General features: G+C 59.9%; 19 protein-coding genes. 10 read left to right on the top strand and 9 right to left on the bottom strand.

Annotated elements, in window-relative coordinates; all coding sequences use genetic code 11:
- Window positions 1-30: 30 nt before the first annotated feature.
- The gene (locus ABH945_RS22035) at window positions 31-1116 is read left to right on the top strand and encodes an aldose epimerase family protein (RefSeq protein ID WP_429251891.1); all 1086 of its coding nucleotides are present in this window, start codon (window positions 31-33) and stop codon (window positions 1114-1116) included.
- A gap of 172 nt (window positions 1117-1288) precedes the next feature.
- Window positions 1289-1588, top strand: coding sequence for a DUF4148 domain-containing protein (locus ABH945_RS22030; RefSeq protein ID WP_429251890.1), 300 nt, complete (start codon window positions 1289-1291; stop codon window positions 1586-1588).
- A 219-nt stretch (window positions 1589-1807) separates the two neighbouring features.
- On the opposite strand, the gene ABH945_RS22025 is transcribed toward ABH945_RS22030, so the two are convergent.
- Window positions 1808-1951, bottom strand: coding sequence for a hypothetical protein (locus ABH945_RS22025; RefSeq protein ID WP_429251889.1), 144 nt, complete (start codon window positions 1949-1951; stop codon window positions 1808-1810).
- A 37-nt stretch (window positions 1952-1988) separates the two neighbouring features.
- On the opposite strand from ABH945_RS22025, the gene ABH945_RS22020 reads away from it, so the two are divergent.
- Window positions 1989-2813: an isocitrate lyase/PEP mutase family protein gene (locus tag ABH945_RS22020; RefSeq protein ID WP_429251888.1), complete on the top strand. Its 825-nt coding sequence runs from the start codon at window positions 1989-1991 to the stop codon at window positions 2811-2813.
- A 240-nt stretch (window positions 2814-3053) separates the two neighbouring features.
- Entirely contained in the window at window positions 3054-3692 is a 639-nt protein-coding gene (locus tag ABH945_RS22015; protein WP_429251887.1) for a helix-turn-helix domain-containing protein, read from the top strand.
- A gap of 46 nt (window positions 3693-3738) precedes the next feature.
- Here ABH945_RS22015 and hppD read toward each other — a convergent pair whose 3' ends face one another.
- Together hppD and pcaQ are read right to left on the bottom strand one after the other, a co-directional pair.
- A complete protein-coding gene (gene hppD, locus ABH945_RS22010) occupies window positions 3739-4872 on the bottom strand; it encodes a 4-hydroxyphenylpyruvate dioxygenase (protein ID WP_429251886.1) in 1134 nt (377 codons plus the stop codon).
- Window positions 4873-5115: 243 nt separating this feature from the next.
- Window positions 5116-6126, bottom strand: coding sequence for a pca operon transcription factor PcaQ (gene pcaQ / locus ABH945_RS22005; RefSeq protein ID WP_074766949.1), 1011 nt, complete (start codon window positions 6124-6126; stop codon window positions 5116-5118).
- A gap of 109 nt (window positions 6127-6235) precedes the next feature.
- Here pcaQ and pcaH point away from each other — a divergent pair, with 109 nt between their 5' ends.
- Both pcaH and pcaG read left to right on the top strand, forming a co-directional pair.
- Window positions 6236-6940, top strand: coding sequence for a protocatechuate 3,4-dioxygenase subunit beta (gene pcaH, locus ABH945_RS22000; RefSeq protein ID WP_074766947.1), 705 nt, complete (start codon window positions 6236-6238; stop codon window positions 6938-6940).
- A 3-nt stretch (window positions 6941-6943) separates the two neighbouring features.
- Window positions 6944-7531 (top strand): protocatechuate 3,4-dioxygenase subunit alpha, encoded by a 588-nt coding sequence (pcaG, locus tag ABH945_RS21995; protein ID WP_074766945.1) that lies wholly within the window; start codon window positions 6944-6946, stop codon window positions 7529-7531.
- 153 nt (window positions 7532-7684) lie between these two features.
- Here the strand turns inward: pcaG and ABH945_RS21990 are convergent, their stop codons facing one another.
- Together ABH945_RS21990 and ABH945_RS21985 are read right to left on the bottom strand one after the other, a co-directional pair.
- Complete coding sequence (locus ABH945_RS21990) at window positions 7685-8914, bottom strand: serine hydrolase (protein WP_429251885.1); 1230 nt, start codon at window positions 8912-8914, stop codon at window positions 7685-7687.
- A 164-nt stretch (window positions 8915-9078) separates the two neighbouring features.
- A complete protein-coding gene (locus ABH945_RS21985) occupies window positions 9079-9342 on the bottom strand; it encodes an H-NS family nucleoid-associated regulatory protein (protein ID WP_074766940.1) in 264 nt (87 codons plus the stop codon).
- Window positions 9343-9848: 506 nt separating this feature from the next.
- Here ABH945_RS21985 and ABH945_RS21980 point away from each other — a divergent pair.
- From ABH945_RS21980 to ABH945_RS21970, 3 genes are all read left to right on the top strand, one after another.
- Window positions 9849-10484 carry a LysE family translocator gene (locus ABH945_RS21980; RefSeq protein WP_429251884.1) on the top strand — a complete coding sequence of 212 codons (636 nt, stop codon included), beginning with the start codon at window positions 9849-9851 and terminating at the stop codon, window positions 10482-10484.
- A 326-nt stretch (window positions 10485-10810) separates the two neighbouring features.
- Window positions 10811-11014, top strand: coding sequence for a cold-shock protein (locus ABH945_RS21975; RefSeq protein WP_028225987.1), 204 nt, complete (start codon window positions 10811-10813; stop codon window positions 11012-11014).
- Between the two features lie 292 nt (window positions 11015-11306).
- The gene (locus ABH945_RS21970) at window positions 11307-11531 is read left to right on the top strand and encodes a hypothetical protein (RefSeq protein WP_074766934.1); all 225 of its coding nucleotides are present in this window, start codon (window positions 11307-11309) and stop codon (window positions 11529-11531) included.
- Between the two features lie 143 nt (window positions 11532-11674).
- Here ABH945_RS21970 and ABH945_RS21965 read toward each other — a convergent pair whose 3' ends face one another.
- Window positions 11675-13306, bottom strand: a complete 1632-nt coding sequence (locus ABH945_RS21965) for an acyl-CoA synthetase (protein ID WP_429251883.1) — start codon at window positions 13304-13306, stop codon at window positions 11675-11677.
- A gap of 170 nt (window positions 13307-13476) precedes the next feature.
- On the opposite strand from ABH945_RS21965, the gene ABH945_RS21960 reads away from it, so the two are divergent.
- The gene (locus ABH945_RS21960) at window positions 13477-14223 is read left to right on the top strand and encodes a Crp/Fnr family transcriptional regulator (protein ID WP_429251882.1); all 747 of its coding nucleotides are present in this window, start codon (window positions 13477-13479) and stop codon (window positions 14221-14223) included.
- 9 nt (window positions 14224-14232) lie between these two features.
- Here ABH945_RS21960 and ABH945_RS21955 read toward each other — a convergent pair whose 3' ends face one another.
- The 3 genes from ABH945_RS21955 to ABH945_RS21945 form a co-directional block, all read right to left on the bottom strand.
- On the bottom strand, window positions 14233-14568 hold the full coding sequence (locus ABH945_RS21955; RefSeq protein ID WP_429251881.1) for a transposase: 336 nt from the start codon (window positions 14566-14568) through the stop codon (window positions 14233-14235).
- 566 nt (window positions 14569-15134) lie between these two features.
- Window positions 15135-16277 carry a porin gene (locus ABH945_RS21950; RefSeq protein ID WP_429251880.1) on the bottom strand — a complete coding sequence of 381 codons (1143 nt, stop codon included), beginning with the start codon at window positions 16275-16277 and terminating at the stop codon, window positions 15135-15137.
- 1332 nt (window positions 16278-17609) lie between these two features.
- Window positions 17610-17825, bottom strand: a complete 216-nt coding sequence (locus ABH945_RS21945) for a hypothetical protein (protein WP_074766925.1) — start codon at window positions 17823-17825, stop codon at window positions 17610-17612.
- Window positions 17826-18297 lie beyond the last annotated feature (472 nt).

The raw sequence follows: 18297 nt of genomic DNA, 5'->3' as shown, positions 1-18297 counted from the left end.
TGCCCTTTCTCTTTTAATCCCACCGACGACATGATCAGCATCGCACAACTATCTTCCGAGCCGTGGGGCACATTGCATGGCGGCGATCGCGTCCGCCTCTATACGCTGCGTAATGCGCACGGGATGAAAGTCGCCATCAGCGACCTCGGCGCGACGCTGGTTTCATGGCACGCGCCGGATCGTGCGGGACGTCTCGGCGATATTCTGCTCGGCCACGACACGCCCGCCGACTACGTGGCGGCGACCACTTACATGGGCGGCCTGATCGGCCGCTGGGCGAACCGCATTGCCAATGCACGCTTCCGGCTCGACGGCATCGAATACACGCTCGACCGCAACGAAGGCACCAACCTGCTGCACGGCGGCACGGTGGGTTTTCATCGTGCGCTGTGGGACGTGAGCGAAGATAACGGCGCGTTGGTGATGCGGCTGGAGTCGCCCGAAGGCGACGCGGGTTTTCCGGGCAACGTCACCACCCAGGTCCGTTATTCGCTCGATGACGACGGCACGCTGACCATCGAATACGAAGCGATCACCGACGCCGCGACGCCGCTCAATCTGACCAATCATGCGTACTTCAACCTGACGGGGCGGCCGGGCGCGGACGTGCGCGGCCATATGTTGTCGATCGACGCCGACCGGTTCTACGAGGTCGACGCCACGATGATCCCGTGCAACCTGGCCGAAGTCACGGGCACCGCTTTCGATTTCCGGCAGAGCGCGCCAATCGGCGCGAGGCTCGACTGGCCGCATTCGCAACTGGCGCGAGCCGGCGGCTTCGATCATTGTTATGTGCTGCGCGAGGCGTCCGGTGCGACGGGTGCGGAAAGCTCGCCATCGGTGCGCGAAGTCGCGCGCGCTTACGATCCGGGCAGCGGCCGCGAATTGACGGTGCTCACCGATCAGCGCGGCTTACAGTTTTACTCCGGTAACTTCCTGAACGGCGACGCGGGACGCGGCGGCATCAAGTACCAGACACATGCCGGTTTGTGCCTTGAAGCAGGCGGATTTCCGAATCAGATCAATATGGACGGGCAGGAAGAGGTGATCGTACGTCCCGGCGATACGTACCGCCAGGTCACGGCCTACCGCGTCGACGTGCGCAAAGGCGTTTAACGCGATTCGTCGTATTTTTACAGCGCACATTACATCGCCCCGACTTACTGTTTGAAGCAATACTGAATTAGCTGACCAATGGTTTCCCCCAACTCGCACACTTCCTAGACTCCGTAAACAGGTACTGGAAAGTGTCGCAGTGCCGGACAAAACAATCCCGGAGGGAAGCATCATGAAATCGTTGATCAAAGCAGTAGCGCTAGCTGTCGTTGTCATGGCGCCGGTAGTGTCGTTTGCACAATCGGAGCAGCCGCTCACGCGTGCACAGGTCACGGCTCAGTTAAAGCAACTCGAAGACGTGGGCTACAAGCCCGCTGTCGCGACGGATGCAGTCTATCCCGCCGACATCCAGGCAGCCGAAGCGCGCGTCGCGGCGAAAAACGCGGCACAAGCGGATACAACTGGCTATGGGACGACGGCGACCGGGTCGTCGCAAACGGGTGGTAATGGCGCCGCAAGTCCGGCTCAATAACGGGCGGTTGATCGACAGTTCATCGTTTCGCGATGGTGCGGCGAGTGCGGGTTTTCAGCCCTGCACTCGCTTCTGTTTTTTTGGAGCATGTTTTTTCGGCATGCTTTCTGACGACTCTTTTCACGTATCTCCCCGCTTTAAGCCCCTCTTTTTGCACCCTCTGCTGCTGCGCGTTCAACTCTTTTACAGTGCAAAATTCCCTCCTCGCGCGGGTGGTTTTTAATCGCCCGAAAATGGTTCGATGAGAACATCGTCGAATTCATCACGCTGAACGCGCATTACACGACGGCGATTTTCATCAACCATTGCGTTCGATACGAAAATAGACTTCCCAGTGGTCAATACCGCAGTTGCCTGATCCACGCGGAGCGTCGCCTCCGCCCATACCAGGAGACACGTCATGTCCCGCACCACCGCCGAGAAACGCGCCGCTTTCCGTGAATTGCATCGTGCCGGTTGTTTCGTGCTGCCCAATCCGTGGGATGCGGGCAGCGCCCGCTATCTGGAATCCCTCGGCTTCAAGGCGCTTGCCACCACCAGTTCCGGCTTTGCATGGTCCACCGGACACGCGGACAACTCGCTGCCCCGCGAAGCCATCCTCGCGCATCTGCGCGAGCTGGTCGAAGCGACCGACCTGCCGGTCAATGCCGACTTCGAGAACGGCTTCGGCCGCGATCCTGCGGAGGTCGCCGAAAGCGTCAAGCTGGCAGTCGGAACCGGCGTGGCGGGTTTGTCGATCGAAGACTCGACCGGTGACGCCGACGCTCCGCTTTTCCCGATCGATGTCGCGGTTGCGCGGCTCGGCGCGGCACGCCGTGCGATCGACGAAACCGGCGGCGATACGTTGCTGGTGGGTCGGGCGGAGAATTTCGTCGCCGGCCGCCCGGATCTGGAAGACGCGATTGCGCGGCTCAAGGCCTATGCCGAAGCCGGTGCCGATTGCCTCTACGCGCCCGGCATCCAGACCCGCGAGCAGATCGAGGCGGTGGTGGCGGCGGTCGCGCCCAAGCCGGTCAACCTGTTGCTCGGCTCGTCATCGACATTCACGTTGCAGGACGTGGCCGCGCTCGGCGTACGGCGGATCAGCGTCGGCGGCGCGCTGGCCCGCGCGGCGTGGGGCGGCTTCATACAGGCTGCGAAAGTGCTGGCCGAAGGCCGCTTTGACGGTTTCGACGGCGCGGCGCCCGGCTCACAACTGAACGATCTGTTCAAGGACCACGCGTGAGGAGCGGTGTCCTTTTAGTGCTCGCCGCGGCGCACACGCGCGGATCTTCGTGAACGTGCCGGCATAGCGGAGACGAGTAAAGCGGTAAACGTTTCCGATGAGAGAAAAGCGCGTGGTCGCTGCAGGTCCGAACCACGCCTTTTCTCGCCTCCTGCAGAGATTCAATCGCGATGGCCGATGTTATTATCGGAAACACAATCCGCCATCGAAAAAGCGCGTACTGGACAAGCAGCAAACCCCATGGACACCCACCTCACGAAGCCCGCCGAGCCCTCGACCACCGACCTCGGCCGCCGCGTGCGCGCCGCGCGCCAGGCGCAGGATCTGACGCTGGAGACCGCAAGCCGCCTGTGCGGCGTCTCGCGCTCCACGCTCTCGAAAGTCGAAAACGGCCTGATGTCCCCCACTTTCGACGTGCTGCAGAAAATCGTCCTCGGATTGAAGATCGAAATTGGCGAGTTGTTCGGCTCCACGCCTAAAGTCAGCGCGAATGGACGCCGCGCGCTGACCCGCAAAAACGAAGGTCAACGCCACGCGTACCGCGGCTATCAGATGGAATTGCTGGCGACCGATCTCGCGCACAAGGCAATGCTGCCGTTTCGCATCCGCATTTCCGCGCACACGCTAGACGCATTCGACGACTGGGGCCGCCACGAAGGCGAAGAATTTCTATATGTGATCAGCGGCAGCGTGTGTCTTTATTCGGAGCTATATGCGCCGACCCATCTGAACGCGGGAGACAGCCTGTACTTCGACAGCCGCACCGGGCATGCGGCCGTTTCAACCAGCGAAGAAGACGCCGAAGTATTGTGGATGGCGACCAGCGCGGACATTCCGCAAGTGCCCGCCACGGGCGCGGTCGAGTCGTCGAAGAAATAACGCGGGCGCGGGCTGCAGCGTATGCATGCAGCCCTGTGTTTCCGACTCAGGTCCCGGTCTGTTCGCGGGCTCGCGCCAACGCGCTCAGATTGCCTTCGCCAAACCCATGATGTCCTTTGCGTTGCACGATCTCAAAGAAGATCTCGCCGGTTCCGCGGCGCACGAAGGTCTGGAAAAACAGTAACGGCGCGCCGTCCGCGCCAATTTCGCCATCCACCAGCACGTGTGTGCGCTTGAGCCGTTCCACGTCGAGTCCGTGACCCGGCAGACGCGCGTCGAGTTGCTCGTAATAACGCGGCGGCGGCTCGACGAACTGGACGCCGTTCGCGAGTAGCTGCTCGACACACGCGAAGATGTCGTCGGTGGCTAGCGCGATGTGCTGCACGCCTTCGCCCGGATGATCCGGCAAATACTCGTGCATCAGACTGGTCCGGCGCGTGCCCTCTTCATAGAGCGGCACGCGAATCGCGCCGCACGGTGACACCATCACCCGCGATTCCGCCGATACATGCCAGTTCGCGTGCAACTCGTGAATCTCGCGGAAATTGAGCAGGTCGCGATAGAAGTCGATCCATTCCTGCATCCGGCCTTCGCCGACCGTTTGCGTCAGATGATCGACCGCAATGAGGCCGTTGCCCGCATGACTCAGATCGGCGTGCGCCGTGTCGATTTCGATGGGCCGGAAATCGATGTCGAAGATCGAGATATCGCCGAGCCCGCCGCGCTGGCCGCCACGGCCGCGCCAACGGTCGACGAAATAGATGTGCGAATCGCCAATGCCCTGGATCGCCGGAATCAGCAACTCGCCTATGCCGAGTTTCTCGCCTTCGAACGCCCACGCGCCGAGTTCGATCGCGCGGTCGAACGCGCGCTGCGCGTCGGCCACCCGAATGCCGATTGCACAAATGCCGGCGCCGTATTCCTCTGCATAGCGCGCGGCGAACGAGTCGGGTTCCGCGTTGAGCAGGAACTGCATCTCGCCCTGCCGGTAGAGCGTGACGTCCTTGCTGATATGACGTGCGACCGCCTTGAAGCCGAGCTTGGCGAAGGTTTCGCCGAGCGCCTGCGGATCGCGCGCGGCAAACTCCACGAATTCGAGGCCGGCAGTGCCGAGCGGATTGTGCTCAGGCGCCGACACGGCGCGCAGCGCGGCGTCTGGTGTGGGCAAGTCGCTGGGCATGGCAATCTCCTTGTACAGTCTTTCGACGCTAAATCCGGTGTTTCCGATGATCGGTGCGTACCGTCGATCTACCTGCCCTACGGCAGTTCACGCATGGTGTGCCGCAGCAAACGCGGCTACCGACGGCTTTTGCACCGTGTTTGTACACCGGGTAGCAGGGCATTCGCAACTTTCATTTTGTACTGAATGGTTCATGCGTGATGAATCGGACGCGCTGGCGCACACGCACCACCGCTGTCTACTTCAACTACTCGCCGACCTGGCCCGGCTGCGCTTGCGCTGATCTTTCCCGGCAACCTTGCCTGCCATCTTGCCCGCGATGGCCGCCATCCGCTGCTGCGCGACCTCGCGCACCGCGTCGATAAAAGCCCGTCCCACCGGAGACGGTTGCGTGTCCGAGCGCCGGATCAGCCCGACCGGCTCGCCAGTACCGGCAAAGGGCAGCGGCAAACGCACCAGCATGCCGTGCGCCAGCTCATATTCGACCGCGCTCAACGGCACGAACCAGACCGCGCCGTTTTCGAGCGTCAGCGCCCGCCCTGTGGAAACCGACAACACTTCGACGAACGCCGACAACGGCGGCACGCCCCACGCACTCAGCAAACTCTCCGCCGACTGCCGGATCAGCGTGCCGAACGGCGGCAGAACGACCGGAAAATCTTCCAGCGACGTCGCCGGCAAGCTGAGACCCTGCGTCAGCGGATGCCCCGCTCTCACCACCGCGATCATCGGCTCGGTAAACAACTGTTCGAAGCTGAGGCCGACCATGCGCTCGGGATCGGCCAGACGCCCGACCGCGAATTCGATCGTGCCTGCTTTCAGACGCTCGAGCAATTCCGGATTCGCGCCGGTCGCGAGGCGCACGATCACGCGCGGCCACAGCGTGGCGAACTGCTTCAGCACCGGCGGGATCAGCGCGGCCGCGACGGTCGGCAAAATGCCGACCTCCAGCGTGGCGGCCGCCGCGCCTTCCGCGCGCGCCAGCAGATCGACGCCCTGGCGTAGCGCGCTGACGCAAGCGCTTGCGTGCGGCATGAAAAGCTGACCCTCGCGGGTCGGCACGGCGCCGTGCCGGCCGCGCTCGAACAGCTTCACGCCGAGAATCGCTTCGAGTTCCGCGACCGTCTTGGAGACGGCGGGCTGGGTGATGGACAGACTGTCGGCCGCCCGCTGGACGCTGCCGAACTGGGCGACGGCCAGAAAGCACTGGAGATGGCGAAATTTGACGCGGCTATCCGCGAGACTGCGTTGCATAACGGAAGGTTATATGAAACGGGCGAAAACGTCATTTTTCATAACCGCGCAGGTTAGATACAGTCGCAGCCATAACGCCTTATCCCACAATTCCTCGAAGGAGACACTGATGGACGATTCCTTGCTCAGTCCGCGCGACTTCCCATCCCACCCCGACTACGTCTATCCCAGCTACGGTTCTTCGGCCAAACGCGGCCCGAAACTGCCGCTGATCCCCCTGAAAGAGAAACTGCGCGACCAGCGCGTGCCCGTCTACGGCACCGACGACCTCGGCGCGCTCGACCACGATCTGACGAAAAACGCCGTGCGTAACGGCGAGCCGCTCGGCGAGCGCATCATCGTGACGGGCCGCGTGCTCGACGAAAACGCCCGCCCGGTGCGCAATACGCTGGTCGAAATCTGGCAGGCGAATGCAGCCGGCCGCTATGTGCACAAGGCCGACCAGCACGACGCGCCGCTCGACCCGAACTTCCTCGGCGCGGGCCGCTGCATCACCGACAACGAAGGCCGCTACCGCTTCCTGACGATCAAGCCGGGTGCATATCCGTGGGGCAATCATCCGAATGCATGGCGCCCGAACCATATTCACTTCTCGCTGTTCGGCGATCACTTCGGCTCGCGTCTCGTCACGCAGATGTATTTCCCCGGCGACCCGCTGCTCGCGTTCGACCCGATTTATCAGGGCACGCCGGAAGGCGCGCGTGAACGCATGATCGCGAATTTCTCGCTCGACACCACGCAAGAGGCCTATGCGCTCGGCTACGATTTCGACATCGTGCTGCGCGGCCCGAACGAAACGCCGATGGAGCGCTAAGCCATGACCACTCTCAAGCAAACGCCTTCGCAAACGGTTGGACCGTACTTCGCTTACGGTCTGTGCCCGCAGCAATACGATTTCGACTACAAGAGCCTGTTCACGTCCGTTCTGGCCGACCGCGAAGCGGCTGGCGAGCATATTTCGATCGTCGGTCAGGTGTTCGACGGTGACGGCAAGGTGATTGGCGACGCGATGATCGAGATGTCGCAAGTGGACGCCAACGGCCACTATCCGCAGTCGCGCGAGGAAATCCTGAAGACCGGTTTTCACGGCTTCGCGCGCATGGGCACGGGCACGGACCCGCACAAGCGCTTCATCATCGAAACGGTGAAGCCTGGCCGCGCGAACCCGGACGAAGCGCCGCACATCAACGTGATCCTGACGATGCGCGGCATGCTGCTGCATACGTTTACGCGCATCTACTTCGACGACGAAACCTCGGCGAACGAGCAGGACCCGGTGCTGGCAGCGGTTCCGGCGGAACGTCGCGGCACGCTGATCGCGCGTCGCGAGCCGGACAGCGCCAACGTGTATCGCTTCGATATCCACATGCAGGGCGACAAGGAAACCGTTTTCTTCGACCTGTGATGTGAAGCCGGCGAAAGCTATTCCGGGTATTTCTATACTTTCATATAGCTTTCACATACACTGGCTACGATTCAGTTTAGCGACTGGATCGCGATACTCCGAGTAGAGTAGTTAAGCCCGCCTCGCGCGGGCTTTTTTTTGCGCTTTTTCCGCTCAATGTGCCAGTGAGCAGCGCAGCCAGCCGCGAATCCTGATCACGTCGGCAATGTGGTCGTGCGGCCCCGGCGCGCCGAGCACGACGATATCGATCGGCCTGCCGTGCACGATCATCCGCATGACGACACAATGTCCCGCCTCGTTGATGAAGCCGGTTTTCTGCAACACGATAGACCGGTCGCCGCCTCGCACCAGCGCGTCCGAATTGTGATAACTCAGGCTCGCGCGGCGTCCGCCGGGGAACACGATCTGCGAGCGGTCCGTCGAATAAGCACGAATCAGCGGATAGCGACTGGCCGCCGCAACCAGCAATGAGAGATCCTTCGCGGTCGACACATTCTGCGCAGACAACCCCGTGCCGTTGACAAACGACGTTCGGCGCATGCCCAGCGCACGCGCTTTCGCATTCATCGCCGCGACGAAGCCAGGCCGCCCGCCCGCGTAATCCCGGCTGAGCGCGGCGGCCGCGCGATTTTCCGACGACATCAGCGCAATGTGCAGCATGTCGTGACGCGACAATCGCGAGCCGACACTCAGCCGTGAGCCGGTGAATTTGTCGAAATCCTGATCCTGGACGGTGACGTCGAGCGGCGCGTTCAGCGCATGCTTTGCATCGAGCGAAACGACCGCCGTCATTAGTTTGGATATCGAAGCAATTGGTACTATCTGCTCGGCCTGCTTTTCGGTAAGCACGGTGCGCGTGCGTGCATCGACGACATACACAGATCGCGCGCGGAGCAAGGCGCGCGATTGCCGCGTATAACCGCAGCGCGCCAGCAGACGAAGCCCCGAAGCACGCGACGCCGCTGCTGGCTGCCGCGCAACACGTTGCGCACTGCCCGGCTCCTTTATCGAACGTGCGCCGCGTGACCCGTTGACCATGCGCGCAGCCTGACGACGATGTTTCGGCGTGATCTTGCTGTGATGCATGGGCTGTACCGCACTCGTCGCGCGCTTGCGTTTGTGCGCGACACGACGCCGCGCTTTGCCGACGCCAGGCCGTTTCGCTTTACCGTGTGCCTCGATTTTTGCTCGCGACTTACGCGCAACAGATGGCGTAACCTGTCTGCCAACGCGCGCGGAAGATTGCCGCGCCGTCTCGTGAGTCGCACCAGAAGACTCGCCGATAGTCAGCCACAGCAGGCCGAATATCGCGATATAGCGAAGCCACGTGAAGAGGTGATGAGCAGGAAATTCAGATGGAGAAATTCGACGACCGTACGGCATGCAGTTTCCAGTTCTGTGCCGCGCGAGTTCGAAAATAATGGGCACCGCGTCGGCAACGACCCGCCGATGTTAAGACAGAACCTGCATACGATCAACGCAGAACGGACCTCGAGAATGATGGACAGACCATCCGTCTGCAACAGAAAACCCGCGAAAAAACCGCTTTAGCAACGGAAGAAATCGAGGTTCTGCCCGGCGTGAATCGCGCGCGCGAGCCAGTCGGGTTTATCGCCATGACCGTCCCACGAATTCCCGTACGCATCGCGATACATCACGGCACGGACGGCGTTCGCATCGGCTTCGAGCGAGTCTGCGAGTGCCTCGAGCGTGATGCCGTAGTCGTCCATACGCCGGCGTATCCACGCGACCAGACGCTCACGCGCATTGCCATCGAAATCGAGCAACCCTTGTTCTTCTCGCACTTTCATAACGTACCGGTATCGCTGCTATTTATGTTCGCGTTAGACAAACGAATACTTCGCTAAACGACGCGAAGCTCATGCGATGATTCATCGGAATAGATTGCGATTCGAACCCGCGATATGACTCCCGATGCGTAAAACTTGCACCCGGATATCAGGCCTGGTCAATCTTGGATTAAAGAGAATTCTAAGGCGACTGGCTCGAATCGCTTCTGCTGCCAGCCTCTCCGCATGCTGTGTTCATGCTGCCAGGAGGCATCGGCTTCAGCGTATGGAAAGTAATTCTAGCATTCAATTTATTCTGTTTGCAGCGAGGGGACGCTGAATGACAAATTGGGGTTTTCCGTTCGTATTCCTTTATCGGCGTACCGGCTAGGCGATAGAACGGGCACTAACTGTCAACGGAAGAAGCAGGACAAAGCCTTCTGCTGCAATCCTGTGTTCTGCTGCGTCATACTTCTACATACACTACGCAAACATCACCCCCATACACGCGCATAGGAGACACGACCATGCCCGCCTCAACCGCCATCCTTACCATTCTGGCTGCGCTCCTGCTCGGCGCCATGAGTCCGGGTCCGAGCTTCGTAATCGTCGCCCGCAACGCGATCGGACTGTCGCGCCGCGACGGGCTCGCTACGGCGCTTGGCATGGGCATCGGCGGCGTGTTCTTTAGCGGCATCGCGCTGCTCGGCCTCTATACGTTGCTGGCCACGGTCGAGTGGCTCTATGTCGGCCTGAAGATCGCGGGCGGTATCTATCTGGTCTACCTGGCGTCGAAAATCTGGCGCGGCGCAGCCAAGCCGCTCGCTTTCGATGCTGCGCAGGCCTCCGCTGCGAATCCGCGCAAATCGTTCTGGATCGGCTTGAGTACGCAACTCAGCAATCCAAAGACGGCTGTTTACTACGGCAGCATTTTCGCAGCGCTGCTTCCGCAGCATCCGCCGATGTGGTGCTACTTTGCGTTGCCCCCGGCAATTTTCGCGATCGAAGCCGGCTGGTACACGATTGTCGCGCTGTGCTTTTCGAGCAAACGTCCGCGTGAGGTCTATCTGCAATGGAAAGCGTGGATCGATCGGCTCGCGGCAAGCGCGGTTGCCGCGCTCGGATTACGCCTGATCCTGACTGCACACAAAGTGGGCATCTGAAAATAACGCTGCGCTGTGATTTGCCTTCAGCGTGCCTCGCCGCCGAACACGGCGAGGCGACGCAACGCGCGCTGGTAAAGGATTGGCACTTCCAACCAACACCCTCCAAACCTGACCGATCCGCCGCTCCTCGCAAAACAGTTACAAGTTAACTGTTGACGCTGATATGCCCTCGCGGTTAATGTGGCACCCGAAGTTCAAGAAGTTCGATTGCTGTTCATCAATGTCTCGCTCCCTCAGCGGTATTCGTTGTCCTCTCCCTTCCTTGACGCTTCAAGCGCTCTTTCACCGAGCAAACTCTTCAATTTTTACCTCAAGGATTCTTCATGGATACCGGTACCGTTAAGTGGTTCAACGACAGCAAAGGCTTTGGCTTCATCACCCCGGACAAGGGCGGCGACGACCTGTTCGCGCATTTCTCGGAAATTCGCAGCGACGGTTTCAAGACGCTGGCTGAAAACCAGAAGGTGAGCTTCGAAACGAAGCAAGGCCCGAAGGGTCTGCAAGCGGCTAACATCAAGCCGCTGTAAGTTTGAAGGGCTCGGTGTCCGGCAACGGACATCGGGCTGCAGCGACACCCTCGCGGAGCTTTTGTCTCCCACAGTTGGCGCGATTCGCTTTTTGGCTGCACGTATTCAAGCAGCTAGCCCAAGCGCCAAACGCCTCGTTGCACCTCATTCTCCCCTCCGGCTTTAACGCCCTTTTTTCGCTTTCCGACTGCGTTTCGATTCGGCTCGCAATGGCTCGAATCAGCTCGTCCGCGATACTCGTTTTACGGGTTCGAACGGCCGGCTCGCACTCGAATAATCATTAAAATATAAAATGACAAACAAACATATTCATCATTACAACGGCTATGCCGTCAAACCCTCGGCGCATCGTTTGCCCGACGGTAGCTTTTCATCCAACCTGCTGCTCGAACGCGCAGATAGCGCACGCACCGAAGGGCGCTACCAGTTCTATTCGCTCGACTATTTCCCGAACGAAGAACAGGCATTGCGACACTCGGCGCATTGGGCGCATCACTGGGTCGACACACGCGGTTAAGCGTGCGGCTCTGCGAAATAACGCGTAATTAATTCGGTGGAATCTGCCCGCGCATCTTGCGACGCTGGGCAGAACATAAAAGCATTAGCTTTATTTATTAGCGTTGGTAGCGCGCCATCAGGCGCGCTACATAAAAACGTGCCCTATTCGCTTCGTTCCGCCTTGATTCGCGCACGTAGTTCGAACTTCTGAATTTTCCCCGTCGACGTCTTCGGCAATTCGCCAAAGCGCACCGCTTTCGGCAACTTATATCCCGCCAGAAACAGCCGGCAGTGAGCGATGATCTCTTCCTCGCTAACCTGCGCGCCTTCCCTGAGTTCGATGAACGCGCACGGCACTTCGCCCCACTTCGGATCGGCCATCGCCACCACGGCCGCTACCGATACCGCCGGGTGACGATACAGCGTGTCCTCGACCTCGATACTCGAGATGTTCTCACCGCCCGAAATAATGATGTCCTTGCTGCGGTCGCGAATACGGATATAGCCGTCGGGCATCCGCACGCCGAGGTCGCCGGTGTGGAACCAGCCGCCGCGGAAGGTCGCTTCGGTCGCGCGCGAATTCTTCAAGTAGCCCTTCATGCAGATATTGCCGCGGAACATGATCTCGCCGAGCGTTTCGCCGTCGGCTGGAACGGGCGCGAGCGTGTCGGGATCGAGCACGGTTACCGCAGCCTGCAAGTGATAACGCACGCCTTGGCGCGCGTTCAATTCGGCACGCGCGCTGTCATCGAGAGATTCCCACGATTCCTGTTTTGCGCAGACGGCCGCCGGCCCGTAGGTTTCGGTCAACCCGTACACATGTGTCAGATCGAAGCCAATTTCCTTCATTTTCGCGATCACCGCAGGCGGAGGCGCTGCGCCCGCCACCATCGTCGAGACGCGGTGCGTGATGCCCTCGCGCCATTCGGCGGGCGCATTCGCGAGCGCGCTCTGCACGATCGGCGCGCCGCAATAGTGCGTGATGCCTTCGCGACGAATCAGTTCGAACACGGTCTTCGCATCGAACTTTCGCAGACACACATTAACGCCGGCGCGCGCGGCGACGGTCCACGGAAAACACCAGCCGTTGCAGTGAAATAACGGCAAGGTCCATAGGTAGACCGCGTGTTTGGGCATGTCCCATTCGAGGATATTGCTCAGCGCATTCAGATACGCGCCACGATGATGGTAGACGACGCCCTTCGGATCGCCGGTCGTGCCCGACGTGTAATTCAGCGCGATGGCGTCCCACTCGTCGGCCGGTTGAGTCCATGCGAACTCCGGGTCACCCGATTGGAGGAACGCTTCGTAGTCGGTTGCGCCGATGAATTGCGCGGCGTCGGCGGGCATCGCATCGGCCACGCTGATCACGCGCAGGCCGGGAAATTCCAGCGCGGCCCGATGCGCGAACTCGCCGTATTCGGTGTCGACGATCAGCGCCTTCGCCTCGCCATGACGCAGCATGAACAGCAGCGACGACACATCGAGTCGCGTATTCAACGTATTGAGCACAGCGCCGGCCATCGGCACGCCGAAATGCGCTTCGATCATCGGCGGAATATTCGGCAGCAATGCCGCGACGGTATCGCCACGCTCGATCCCAACCTGCCGCAGCGCGCTGGCCAGGCGCCGCGCGCGCTCATACGTCTCGCGCCAGTTGCGGCGGATGTCCCCATGGATGACCGCCGGCCGCTCGCCGTAGACTTGCGCCGCGCGGACGATGAAATCGACCGGCGTCAGCGGGACATAATTGGCCTCGCGGCGCTCCAGGCCTTCCTCGAACATGTGCTTCATCGCGTTGTCTCCTATGGCGCCGGGCGCGACGCCGCCTGTTTTCGTCGATTATTCTGATGGGTAAGCTAGCCTAGCAATTGTGATGCTGAACTGTCTGTCATTCAAATGACAGAGTGGCGCGGCTGCAATTTCCTGCCCCGGCATTAGCCTGACGCATTCTTCGACTATTTATGAACGACACACTGCTGACTGCCTCTGCCGACGCCCGCTCCACTCAGCCCGCGCGGGTAGCAAGCGCCGACCTGGCGCGGCTTTTCGCCACCTGCGCGTGGTTTCGGGCGCTCAGCGCCGAGCATCAGGCGATGGTCCTCGCCAGTGCGCACGCGGAGCATCTGGAAGGCGGAGCATGGATTGCGCGCCGTCAGGAGCCATCGGACTACTGGATCGGAGTCCATTCCGGCCTGATCAAACTCGCGATTTACAACGCGTCCGGGCGGAGCTGCACGCTGTCCGGCGTGCCGCCAGGCGGCTGGTTCGGCGAAGGTAGCGTGATCAAGCGCGAATTGCGCAAATACGACGTGGCCGCGATCCAGCCGTCACTCGTGATGTTCGTGCCGTCCGCCACGTTCCATGCGCTGCTCGAGTCGAGCCTGCCGTTCACGGGCTTCGTGATCCGGCAACTGAATAACCGCATGGGCGAGTTCATCGCGTCGATCCAGAACAGCCGGCTGCTCAACGTGGATGCGCGCGTGGCGCAATCTCTCGCGCAGTTGTTCAATCCCGATCTGTATCCCGACACCGGTCGGACGCTCGCCATTTCACAGGAGGAAGTCGGGCTTCTGGCGGGGGTGTCGCGTCAGCGAATCAATCAGGCGCTGCAAAATCTCGAGCGGTTGCAGATTTTGCGTCTGTCGTACAACCAGATCGACGTGCTCGACCTCGAACGTTTGAGCGCGTTTGGTCAGGAGCAGATCTAGCGCTTCGCTTTACAGCGCGCGCGTATCGCTCTTACGCGTGATGCGGCGCTCCAGCATCGCGTCGGTGTTGAACAGCGCGAGCACGACACGGCCCAGCACGCCTGAACGCTTCCAGCGCAGGTAATAACGGTGGGCAGTCTGATAGGGCACGTGGCGCCTGGGCATCGCGCTCCACGGCTCGCACGTGCGCAGAACCCACATCACGCTGTTCAACACCCGGCGCGGGTCCATCGTAGGACGACCACGTCGGGGAGCGTGCTCCAGCACTTCAGGTAGCAACGGTGCAATGCGCTTCCATTGTTCGTCAGTCAGATCCTGGATCGGATCCTGGCGGGGCGGAGGCATAACAACGAAAATATTCATGGAGTAATGGCGTGCACGTACAGCAAATGCGCTGGCGTCATCGCGAAGAAAGAGTCTATGAATTAGGGCATTTTCAGATTACCCGAAGAGCGCTCGCGTGAAAGTTAACTCTTGTTAGACGTGTCGGTGCGAGTGTTAGAGATCGCAATAGATTGATGGCGGAGAGAAGGCGGCTGTCTGTCATCCGCGAGTCCGCGCTTAGGCTCGCCTCGCACGTCGCGGTTGAATGAAAGGGCTTCGAACTGCGAAGTGAGTTGGCGGATATCGCTACACGTTCATAGCGCGCGCTGCCGAAGCGCACCGAGATCGGACGGCGCGATCGATTCCGACAAGGTGTTTAACGCGGGATCGGTCGAATTGCCGGAGCACCGAATCGCAACAATCAGACCGGCATTGCACTCGGTCTGCGGACGATTTTCTCAATCGCCGATTCTGGCAAGGCCAGCGAAGTTTTTACCGCCGGACGCGCGACATCCGAATCTTGCGCCCATAAAAAAAGGTGCCGCAAGCGGCACCTTTTTCATACTGCAACCAGCTTAAGCCGAAGCTTAGAAGCGGTGACGCAGACCGATCGTAGCAGCCGTCTGGTTCTTCGACGACGACGGCGAAACCGTGTTGTCGCCGCTGTAGATCGAAGCAACACCGCCGTCGCCCATTGCGTGTTGGTACACGGCTTCAGCGTAGACGTCCGTACGACGCGACAGCGAGTAGTCAGCCTGAACGCCGATCTGGTGGTAGCGGGTCTTCATTTCGCTGCCGTCGCCGTTCGAGCCGTAGCCCTTCGCGTCCGTGAACGTGTAAGCAACGCCCAGGCCCAGAGCCGGGGTCAGGTTGTACTTACCGTTGACTTCGTAGTTGTTCGAACGACCCGGGCGTTGACCAGCTTCTGCGCCGACCAGGTTGTCAACACGCGATTGCGTGAATGCTGCGCCGACCGTTGCCGGGCCGAACGAGTACGAAGCGCCTGCGCCGAATTGACGTTGACGGAAGTCGCCCGTCATTTCGCCGCCGATGTTCGCCAGCGTGCCGCTCGAAGCGCCGCTCGTGTTTGCAGCCGGGTTGTTTTGCTGTGCGTAAGCAGCGCCCAGGTGCAGGCCTTGCCACTGGTATGCAGCACCGATGCTGTACTGGCGGTTGTCAGCGAATGCACCAGCCTGGTTCGAGAAGCCGTACGTGCCGCCGAACGTGAAGCCAGCGTAGTTAGCGCTCGAGTACTTGATCGAGTTGTTGACCGACTGACCACCGTTGGTGTTCAGGTTGTCGTTGTTGTACGGGTGCGCGAAGAACGTGCCGCCCCAGCTGCCCGTTGCCGTCAGCGGTGCGAGGTAGTCTTGAGCTGCGTCGTATTGACGGCCCAGCGTAACCGTACCGAATTGCGCGCTCGACAGGCCGACGAAGGCTTGACGGTTGAACAGGCCACCGTTGTTACCCAGCGTGCCGTTGTTGATGCCGAAGCCGCTTTCCAACGTGAAGATTGCCTTCAGACCGCCGCCCAGATCTTCCGAGCCACGCAGACCGAACATGCTTTGATTGATGCCGCCGCTACCGGCTGCCCACTTCGAGTTGCCAGCAACGTTGCTGGTGTACGTCAGACCTGCGTCGAGCAGACCATACAGGGTAACGCTGCTTTGTGCGTGAGCGACGGATGCGAACGATGCGGCAACCGCGACGACGATGAGACTCTTCTTCATGTGGGACTCCTGTTCGGAAAATTTACGCAGGGAGCGGGACCTGCCTCAGCAGCGCATGAAAGCATGGGCTGCTGCCCTGTTCGCCGACCATTCCGGATCGGCCTTGGGCACCCTTGAAACGAAGCGTGAGTGTAGGGGGACACCCTAGTTGCGACGGGCGCAATTTCCACAACAGGATTTTTCAGAATCAGCAACAATCCAAATGGCAATTGTATTAAGTCGTTGTTTTATAGGAATTTATCGCGATTTTCCGGACCTGATTCACCTGCTCTGGTCATAAGTAATTTGCAACGTCTCAATATTCAAAGTTGTGCGTATGCAACAGTGCTTTAATACGCCTGACGTAATCGGGTCGGAACAATTACGGAATATGGAATTTCTGCATTGCCAGGAATAGAGGCAATGAAATGAAGCGTAATCGAGCGGTTGTAAATTTATTTAAGAAAACCGGGAACTTTGATGGACTAATAATGTCACTCGCGTGATGGCAAATTAATCCGCTTATCCAATTGCCGATTAACTCATTTTCGAATTAAGTTGAATTGTTGGTTCTGAGATATGTCGTCTCGCCGGAGATCGGTTGCGCGGCGCACGTCTGGATCTGTGCAACAGCACGCCCGCGTAAGGGACTAACGTGAAGGTCTAACGTGAAAAAACCGCCATAAGGCGGTTTTTCTTTTCGTGCGGCAACTGCTGGCTTCGGCAACCTCCAAGCCTCGCCGCACTTCATGTACCGCAATCGCTGCGACGTCGACGAAAAGGGAAAGCCTTCAGCACGGGTATTGCCCGGAGGTGAATTGCGGCGCCGACCGACGCGTGACAAGACCCGAGCTGAAAGCGGATGGCATGCATCGAACAGCCTTCCTTACTCATTTAACGGCGTAGCCGTCCCCGTTTTTACACGGAGTTTCCCTAATTTCTGCAGAAGTGGCGTTTATGGCCAGCCTATTTGCGCCTAAGCGCCGCCTCGTCCTGCGGCGATGAGTCCGGCGTAAGCGGATTGGTATCCGGCGGAGTGCTGGGACTTGGCGAAGGTTGCTCGGTGGGCACCTCGAGAGGTGGGTCGGGCGGATCCGCAATCGGGTCGACGGTGGGAACGGTCTGCATGATAAGCGCCTTGTCGGATGGGAAAGTCTCCCGCCGTCAGGCGCGCAACAGCTATTCCCGGCAATCGACGAGAGGGGACGCCGATTCTTTTAGTCTTCGAGGACGCCGCAATCGCCCCGCCGATGTCGCTGCCGCTCTGTAGAAATTTCGCCGACTCGCTGGCGAAACTTTCAATGACCATCCGGAGGACGCCATGGCCGCAGCAAGACGGCTCAGGTCAGTGGATCAGTAATGGCGATCGAGCGTCGACCGCGGAGCATCGTCAGCGTAACCCGTCAGGAAAGCCTCCAAACCGAACAGCCACGCAAAGCAGAACGTGACTCGCGTCAACAAGCGCATTGGCTCTTGCGACGTGATTTCGTCAGCAGCTTGCAGCGGCGTGGCAAGCACGGGTTGAGGTTGAGGCTGGGCAAACTCGGCAGCGGTGTGGTCGGAGCGCATGGTGGTCTCTTTATTAATATGGTCTGGAAGCCGAGCATACGCAAACGACGTGCCACTCCCAGACGATGAACTGCGGACCAGCTGACGACCAGCCTAGCGGCGAGTCCCCGCTCACTCTGTGCGGCAGACCGCCAACGGAGAGCACGCCCGCGCCAGAGGAATCACCATGGAAAGAAGATTAAGCGGCGGGGATTTTGCGATTCAGGTGTCGGCGAGAATGACGCGATTGAGACGGACGGAACGTCCTCGATTATCGCCATCGGATCGCACGCGAGAGGCGAATATAAAGCGCCGACGAATTCACCAGAGTGGACGATATGAGCGGCCCAACTAAATCAGCCGAACTTCCCGTCGAACGAATTAATCACGCGGCACAAGCGCCATATTGTCGCATCCAATAAATCCCCTTTGTCTTCTTTCATGTCGATAACCGAAACGGTTTCGAAACATTTCAGCGGCGACTCAATCAGCT

The organism is Paraburkholderia sp. GAS333, assembly GCF_050435665.1.
Lineage (GTDB): Bacteria > Pseudomonadota > Gammaproteobacteria > Burkholderiales > Burkholderiaceae > Paraburkholderia > Paraburkholderia fungorum_A.
Note: the sequence above shows the minus strand (reverse complement) of the source record. Positions and strands in the feature narration are given on the sequence as shown.

Bases quoted from the DNA above. Each gene is read 5' to 3' on its own strand.
- ABH945_RS22035 (WP_429251891.1), top strand. From the start codon at position 31: ATGATCAGCATCGCACAACTATCTTCCGAGCCGTGGGGCACATTGCAT.
- ABH945_RS22030 (WP_429251890.1), top strand. From the start codon at position 1,289: ATGAAATCGTTGATCAAAGCAGTAGCGCTAGCTGTCGTTGTCATGGCG.
- ABH945_RS22020 (WP_429251888.1), top strand. From the start codon at position 1,989: ATGTCCCGCACCACCGCCGAGAAACGCGCCGCTTTCCGTGAATTGCAT.
- ABH945_RS22015 (WP_429251887.1), top strand. From the start codon at position 3,054: ATGGACACCCACCTCACGAAGCCCGCCGAGCCCTCGACCACCGACCTC.
- hppD (WP_429251886.1), bottom strand. From the start codon at position 4,872: ATGCCCAGCGACTTGCCCACACCAGACGCCGCGCTGCGCGCCGTGTCG.
- pcaQ (WP_074766949.1), bottom strand. From the start codon at position 6,126: ATGCAACGCAGTCTCGCGGATAGCCGCGTCAAATTTCGCCATCTCCAG.
- pcaH (WP_074766947.1), top strand. From the start codon at position 6,236: ATGGACGATTCCTTGCTCAGTCCGCGCGACTTCCCATCCCACCCCGAC.
- pcaG (WP_074766945.1), top strand. From the start codon at position 6,944: ATGACCACTCTCAAGCAAACGCCTTCGCAAACGGTTGGACCGTACTTC.
- ABH945_RS21990 (WP_429251885.1), bottom strand. From the start codon at position 8,914: ATGCCGTACGGTCGTCGAATTTCTCCATCTGAATTTCCTGCTCATCAC.
- ABH945_RS21985 (WP_074766940.1), bottom strand. From the start codon at position 9,342: ATGAAAGTGCGAGAAGAACAAGGGTTGCTCGATTTCGATGGCAATGCG.
- ABH945_RS21980 (WP_429251884.1), top strand. From the start codon at position 9,849: ATGCCCGCCTCAACCGCCATCCTTACCATTCTGGCTGCGCTCCTGCTC.
- ABH945_RS21975 (WP_028225987.1), top strand. From the start codon at position 10,811: ATGGATACCGGTACCGTTAAGTGGTTCAACGACAGCAAAGGCTTTGGC.
- ABH945_RS21970 (WP_074766934.1), top strand. From the start codon at position 11,307: ATGACAAACAAACATATTCATCATTACAACGGCTATGCCGTCAAACCC.
- ABH945_RS21965 (WP_429251883.1), bottom strand. From the start codon at position 13,306: ATGAAGCACATGTTCGAGGAAGGCCTGGAGCGCCGCGAGGCCAATTAT.
- ABH945_RS21960 (WP_429251882.1), top strand. From the start codon at position 13,477: ATGAACGACACACTGCTGACTGCCTCTGCCGACGCCCGCTCCACTCAG.
- ABH945_RS21955 (WP_429251881.1), bottom strand. From the start codon at position 14,568: ATGCCTCCGCCCCGCCAGGATCCGATCCAGGATCTGACTGACGAACAA.
- ABH945_RS21950 (WP_429251880.1), bottom strand. From the start codon at position 16,277: ATGAAGAAGAGTCTCATCGTCGTCGCGGTTGCCGCATCGTTCGCATCC.
- ABH945_RS21945 (WP_074766925.1), bottom strand. From the start codon at position 17,825: ATGCGCTCCGACCACACCGCTGCCGAGTTTGCCCAGCCTCAACCTCAA.